The organism is Candidatus Woesearchaeota archaeon, assembly GCA_021734105.1.
In the GTDB taxonomy this organism is placed as follows: Archaea; Nanobdellota; Nanobdellia; order Woesearchaeales; family SKGA01; genus SKGA01.
On sequence record JAIPJP010000041.1, the window covers coordinates 1 to 6,909 of the forward strand.

Annotated in this window: 6 protein-coding genes; all 6 read left to right on the forward strand. The window is 32.2% G+C overall.

Going from position 1 to position 6,909, the window contains the following annotated elements; genetic code table 11:
* Window positions 1-2,695, forward strand: a 2,695-nt coding sequence (locus K9M74_05670; protein MCF7799361.1) for a hypothetical protein, incomplete at its 5' end; no start/stop codon positions are given.
* Between the two features lie 78 nt (window positions 2,696-2,773).
* Window positions 2,774-3,472 (forward strand): glycosyltransferase family 2 protein, encoded by a 699-nt coding sequence (locus tag K9M74_05675; protein MCF7799362.1) that lies wholly within the window; start codon window positions 2,774-2,776, stop codon window positions 3,470-3,472.
* Window positions 3,473-3,476: 4 nt separating this feature from the next.
* A complete protein-coding gene (locus tag K9M74_05680; protein ID MCF7799363.1) occupies window positions 3,477-3,839 on the forward strand; it encodes a DUF2304 domain-containing protein in 363 nt (120 codons plus the stop codon).
* Window positions 3,840-3,866: 27 nt separating this feature from the next.
* Window positions 3,867-4,967 carry a glycosyltransferase family 4 protein gene (locus K9M74_05685; GenBank protein ID MCF7799364.1) on the forward strand — a complete coding sequence of 367 codons (1,101 nt, stop codon included), beginning with the start codon at window positions 3,867-3,869 and terminating at the stop codon, window positions 4,965-4,967.
* On the forward strand, window positions 4,964-6,088 hold the full coding sequence (locus K9M74_05690; protein MCF7799365.1) for a glycosyltransferase: 1,125 nt from the start codon (window positions 4,964-4,966) through the stop codon (window positions 6,086-6,088). Before K9M74_05685 ends, K9M74_05690 begins: the two co-directional genes overlap by 4 nt.
* A 1-nt stretch (window position 6,089) precedes the next feature.
* Complete coding sequence (locus tag K9M74_05695; protein ID MCF7799366.1) at window positions 6,090-6,731, forward strand: class I SAM-dependent methyltransferase; 642 nt, start codon at window positions 6,090-6,092, stop codon at window positions 6,729-6,731.
* Window positions 6,732-6,909: the final 178 nt, after the last annotated feature.

The following is a 6,909-nucleotide window of genomic DNA, read 5'->3' on the forward strand; positions in this document are numbered from 1 at the left end:
CAGTTGGAAACAAGTTATTTTCTCAGAGCTAGCACTCATCGTACTCTTACTCATCATCGCCATTGGCGTTAGCACCTTCTTTCGCATGTACCCTGTAACCTTGCCCGCCACTGATCAATGGGCTGAAGACACGGCAACAAGTCAAATACGAAGCGCTGTTGCAGCACAAGTAGCGCAACAATTTCCTAACCTGCCCGCAGCACAACGCGAAGCGTATATTAACGAACAACTCGCAGAGGCCGTGGCCAGCCAAGAAGCAACACTGCGACCACAAATAGAAAGTCTTTCACAACAATTTAAAAATCAACTTCAAGATGAACACGGCAACACGTATTTACTTGCAATTGATCCTTATTTATGGAATTCTTATGTAAAAATTTACCTCGGAGATAATAAAAACATTCGAAAAGAAGGTAAACAAAAAATATTTGAGTTAAGAAACGGCAGAGAAGGACAAACAATGGGCCGTTCCATGCATGCCAAAATAACTGTTTTTACATACAAAATAATAAATGCATTTAACAAACAATTTACTCCGCAACAAGCATCATTTTACATGCCCGTAATTCTAATAGCCTTGGCAGTAATACCCATATTTTTTATTGGAAGGAAAATAGGAGGAAATGTAGCTGGATTTGTCGGAGGATTGGTATTAGTTCTTAACAATGCCCTTCTTGGAAGAACACCAGCAGGATTCTCAGATACAGATTCATATATTATTTTATTTCCGTTACTAACAGCATGGATTTTCATAGAAAGTTTAACCGCAAAAACAAACACTAAAAAATTCATATTGAGTGCACTAGCAGGATTAAGTTTGACACTATTTATTAACACCTGGTCAAACGGTTGGCACATAGGAACAATACTACTAGGAGTGGCAGGAATATACGCAATCTCCCTATTAGTTACTGAAAAAGGATTGTTAAAGAGAAATTTTAAAGAAATAATAAAGTCTCCATTTGGAAAAACAATTTTAGTAATAATTATCTTTTTACTAAGCACGAGCGTATTTAATATAGTACTAAACATCAACACCACAACAAGCACGGGATATGATTTTATCAAACCAATAAAAACAACAACCTTAGGTCCTTTAAGTGCGCTCTCTATTAAGAATGTAGCAAGTGGAAGCAACATTTGGCCAAACGTACTTACAACAGTAGCGGAATTAAATTCTGGAAGTTGGAAACAAATAATCACATCAGTAGGAGGAAAAGTTTTTTTCGCAATAGGACTTCTTGGAGTTCTCTTAACATTCTTCTTAAAAACAGAAGGAGGAAAAATAGAAATCAGATACGCCACCATGCTAACACTTTGGTTCTTAGGAATCGCAATAATGGGCGTTTTAGCATCGCGGTTTATCTCACTTTTGGCGGCCCCGTTTGCAATAGCATTTGGTGTGTTCTTTGGGATATTATGGACTAAAGGTAGCAGTTGGGTAAAAGAAAGCATGCAAATAACAAAAATAATAACTCGAACAATTTTAGTTATATTATTATTATTCATATTCATCTCACTAATAAAGTCAGCACACGCTGTTGCAATGAGTGAAGTTCCTAGCATGAATGATGGATGGGTGAACAGCTTAACAGCAATAAAAGAAGACGCTGAAGACGGAGTAATAACGAGTTGGTGGGATTTTGGACACTGGTTTGTAAATATTGCAGAAAGAAGAGTGACCTTTGATGGAGGAGATCAAGGTAAAAGGATTTACTGGGTTGGAAAAAGTCTTATGACGGAAGATTTAGAAGAAAACAAGGCAATCCTTAGAATGCTTAACTGCGGTCAAAACAAAGGTTACGAACGAATTTTTGAATACACAAATAACACCTATTTAGCAAGTAAAAAAATAAATGAAATAATCTATCAAAAAAAAGATGAAGCAAAACAAAATCTTTTAGATATAGGATTAAATGCGAATCAAGCGGATCAAGTCCTAGAGAAAACACATTGTGAAGACAACGAACTTTTAGACCAATACTATATTGCGTCGCAAGATATGGTTGGCAAAGCAGGAGTTTGGGCTCACTTTGGAAGTTGGGATTTTGACAAAGCATTCGTATATAATACGTTCAGAAACAATAAGTATGAAGAAGCAATAAATATTCTTCTTGAAAAAAGCCCATATGATGAAGACGAATTAAACAACATGTATTATGAAATAAACACTATAGAAGACAACAGAGCGGTTGATACTTGGATAAGTCCCTGGCCAAACTATGTTACTTCTAGTGCAAAAAGTTGTAAGGAAACAACAACAGAATATATATGCACAATCAACCAAGTAATAGGACAACAACAAGGTGGACGAGTTGTTATGGAAACCGCCACAATACCAAAAGCTAATCCTCTTAACACAGAAATCAGCATATGGTTATACAACGGAAATCAAAAGGTGGGTGATGGAAATTCACTAATACCAAAAAAAGTTAGCATAATCACAGAAGAAAGTACCAATACATATAACATCTCAAGAAGCACACTAGATTACGAATTAGTGATAGCGAACACTCCAAAAGGAATTAAAGCAATAATAAGTGATGATATTATGGGTACTGGCGCATTTACAAGACTTTTCTTCTTTGAAGGTGTTGGAATGAAAGGTTATGAAATCCTGAGCGATATAACGGACTTCACAGGACAACGAATAATTGTTTACAAAGTTAACCTAAATAATAGCCTGAAAAAATAAAAAATTCAAAGTAAGTAACAAATATGGATGTTACTTTCAGTTAATTTTTAAAAACAAAATAAGCTAACCTGAAAGTATGTGGTTATCATGATAGAAAAAACAGCAGTTATAATACCAGCGTATGATGAAGAAAAACATATCTTCGAAATTATAAAAAGAGTAAAGGAAACTGCTAAAAAAAATAAATTAAACCTTGATGTGATTGTTGTTGATGATGGAAGCTCAGATAATACAAGCAAAGAAGCTAAACAAGCCAAGGCAACTTTTGTTCTAAAACATATACTGAACCTAGGAAAAGGAAATGCTGCAAGAACAGGATGCGACTTCGCATACAAAAATAATTACTCAACATTTATTTTAATGGATTCAGATGGACAACACGAACCAGAAGATATTCCTAGATTTCTAGAAACACTACAAAATACAGATATTGTTTATGGATGCAGAACATCAGAAGGAAAATCTCCGCTATTAATGAGAATTGGTAATTGGAGTCTTACGCTGCTAACGCGTATCTTGTTTTCCGCCAATATAAAAGATACGCAATCAGGATTTAGATCGTTTAGAAAAAAAGCATACAAACAATTGAGATGGGAATCAAAATCATATGGTATGGAAACCGAAATGATTGTAAACGCCAAAGGGCTAAACTATAAAGAAATACCCATAAAAACAATCTATCTAGATAATTACAAAGGAACAACACCTGTACACGGAATCAGAATATTAATTCAAATGATTAAATGGAAAGCAATCCAACTAATAGGAGGAAAATAAAAAAATGGTACTGGGAATTCAAATTGTAGGAATACTATTCGCACTAGCAATGCTTTACTTAACATTTCATGGTTTTAAAAGAAACCAAACAAGCAAACAAGGATTAGCATTGTGGAGCGGAATATGGCTAATAGCAATAATATTATCAATATTTCCACAAATAATATCGGGATTGGGCGGAAGATTAAGCGTTACAGGAACAATTGATTTTCTAACACTAATAGGATTTGCGTTTTTTCTAACACTAATCTTTTACCTACATCAAAAGGTAAACAAAATGGAAAACAAACTAGAAAAACTAGTAAGAACAATAGCATACAAAGAAGTGGAAAAAGAAAAGAGTAAGAAGCACTCAAAAATAGAATAATTTTTGGTACAATTTAGGTAATTTGAAATGAAAAAAATCCTCATAGTTGCAAATCACTTTTATCCATACATTGGAGGTCTTGAAAAGTTTGTTTTAGAGCTTGCAAAAGGACTTGCAAAAAAAGGAAATAAGGTGGACGTTTTAACATTTCAATACAAAAAACTCAAAAATATAGAAAAAAAAGACCAAATACAAATAATAAGGATGCCCTGTTTTGAAATATTAGGGGATGCATACTCAATACCAAAAATATTTAACAAAAAATACAAAGAAATCAAAAAGAGAATATTAAAAGAAAAATATGATGTTGTGTTCACAAACACTCGTTTCTTTACAAGCACATATATTGGCTACAAACTAGCCAAAAAAATGAAGTCTAAATTCATACACATCGAACATGGAAACAAATTCGTCACACATAGCAATCCTATAGTGACTGCATGTGCGTGGATATTCGATCAAACTCTTGGAAGATTCGTAATTTCAAGAGCAGATAAAGTTGTGGGCATTTCAAAGAAATGTGCTGAATTTTCTAAAAAGTTAGGTGCAAAAGAAATAACAGTAATACATAACTCAATCCATACTAAAGAATTTAGAAAAACAAGCACCATAAAAAATAAAAAAACAACAATAACATATGTTGGTAGATTAATTTATGCTAAAGGTGTTCAACAGCTAATTGAAGCAATTTCTGAAAGCGAATATAAACTTCAAATAGTAGGCGATGGGCCATACAAAAAAAATTTAGAAAAACTAAGTAAAGACCTGAAAGTCGATGCTATTTTCCTAGGACAAAAAAACCAAGAAGAAATAATAAATATACTAAGCTCGACAGATATATTTGTAAACCCATCATATTCAGAAGGTTTGCCAACAAGTGTGCTTGAAGCTGGCGCATTAGGAATTCCAATAATTGCAACAGATGTTGGCGGAACAAACGAAATAATAGATGATAAACAAAACGGGCTATTAATAAAACCTAAAAATGTTAAAGAAATAAAACAGGCGCTAAAAGTGCTTGAAGATGAAAATAAAAGAAAAAAATACTCAAAAGAAATCAAAAAGAAAATAGAAAACAACTTTGACTGGGAAAAAACAATAAAGAAATTTGAGGAAATAATAAATTGAATAAAATAAAAGTCTTTTTCACAATAGGCGCATTATATCAAGGAGGTGCTGAACACCAGTTAGAGTTATTAACAACAAATATAGATAAGAACAAATTTGATATTCAAGTTATTTCATTTTATGGAAAGGGAGATGTTGGAAAAAGGATAGAAGAAAAAGGAGTGAAAGTAAAATATCTAAATCCTCAAATAGAACCAAAAGGCATAAATTACAAAACAATAAAAGCAACAATAAGAAGCTACTCAAAACTAAAGAAAATAGCAAAGAAAGAGAAACCACAAGTCATAATATCATTCTTACCACACGCAAACATAATTTCTAGATTAGTAGCATCAAAACTTAAAATAAGAAACATTTCGTCAATAAGAGTTAAAGAATTAGGTTTTTCATGGCATAATAAGATTGATAAAATAACCAAGAATAAAGTATATATGTATACAACAAACTCAAATGAAGTAAAAAAATTTGTTAATAAAAAACTAGGCGTTTCGAAAGATAAAATAAAAGTTATATACAACGGACTAAATCTCGACAAATTTTCAAAAAAACAAGAAATAAACAAAATAAAAAAAGAGTTCAATATTAAAGATGAAATACTTATATCTATGGTTGCAAATTTTAGAGAGCAAAAAGACCATATAACATTAATTGACGCAATAAAAATACTAAACGAGAAAGGAGAAAAAATAAAATGTCTCTTCGTAGGATCGGGATCTACAGAAAACAAAATAAAAAGATTAATTAGAGAAAAAAAACTCGATAAAAAAATAATACTTACAGGAGATAGGACTGATGTGGCGACAATAGTTCAAGCTTCAGATTTGTTTGTTCTAGCAACGCATTATGAAGGCTCACCAAACGTCGTTATAGAAGCAATGGCAGCCAAAACTCCCGTCGTGGTTACAAACATACCTGAAATACGAGAGTTTGTCAAACACGAAGAGAATGGGTTATTATACAAACACAAAAATAGTGTTGATTTAGCAAATAAAATAAATCAATTAATCGAGAACAATAAATTAAAATCAAAATTAGTAAAAGAGGGAGAGAAAACAACAAACCTTTTTAAAACAAAGAGAATGATTGAAGAATATCAAAAAATCATTCAGGAGATAATTTAAAATGAGAAAAATTGTAAAAGAATACGTTGGAATAACATCAAAGATACTTCCATTCAAGGAACCAATCTATGAATTTGGAGCACTTAAAGTTCCAGGGCAAGAAAAAAAAGCAGATTTAAGACCTTTTTTTAAGGGAAAGGAATACATTGGAACGGATATGCGAAAAGGCCCAGGAGTTGACAAAATACTTAATTTACACAAATTAGATTTGCCAAAAAATTCAGTAGGTAGTGCAATAGTTATGGATACCTTAGAACATGTAGAGTATCCTGGAAAAGCAATGGAAGAAGTATATAGAGTGCTTAAACCAGGAGGCACAGTAATAATTAGTTCTGTAATGAATTTCCCAATACATGGCTATCCCTATGATTATTATAGATTCACACCAGAAGCATTTAGAAGCATTTTAAAGCCATTTGAAACAATCATAGTTGAATCAGCAGGAGAAAGCAACTTTCCACACACAGTTGTAGGGATTGGTGTTAAAGGCAAACTTACTACCAACCAGAAGAAAGAGCTAAAAATAAAACTAACAAAATGGAAAAAATACTGGTCTAGTATGTGTAGAAATAGCTTAGCTACTTTGCTTGTTCCTTATATAATATTAAAACCAATAAGGCAAATGCTAAAAAAAATTCGTTAAAGAACGATGACAATTGCTGCTTTAACAATACAAAATATTGTATGATAACTATTATTGAAAAATGAATGAAATAAAAAAACAAATAAATAACCTTGTCAAGGAAGAAGTTTTATCAATCAAATTATTCCATAAAGGTTATGCGTCAATAATATACAAAGTAAAAACAAATAAAAATAAT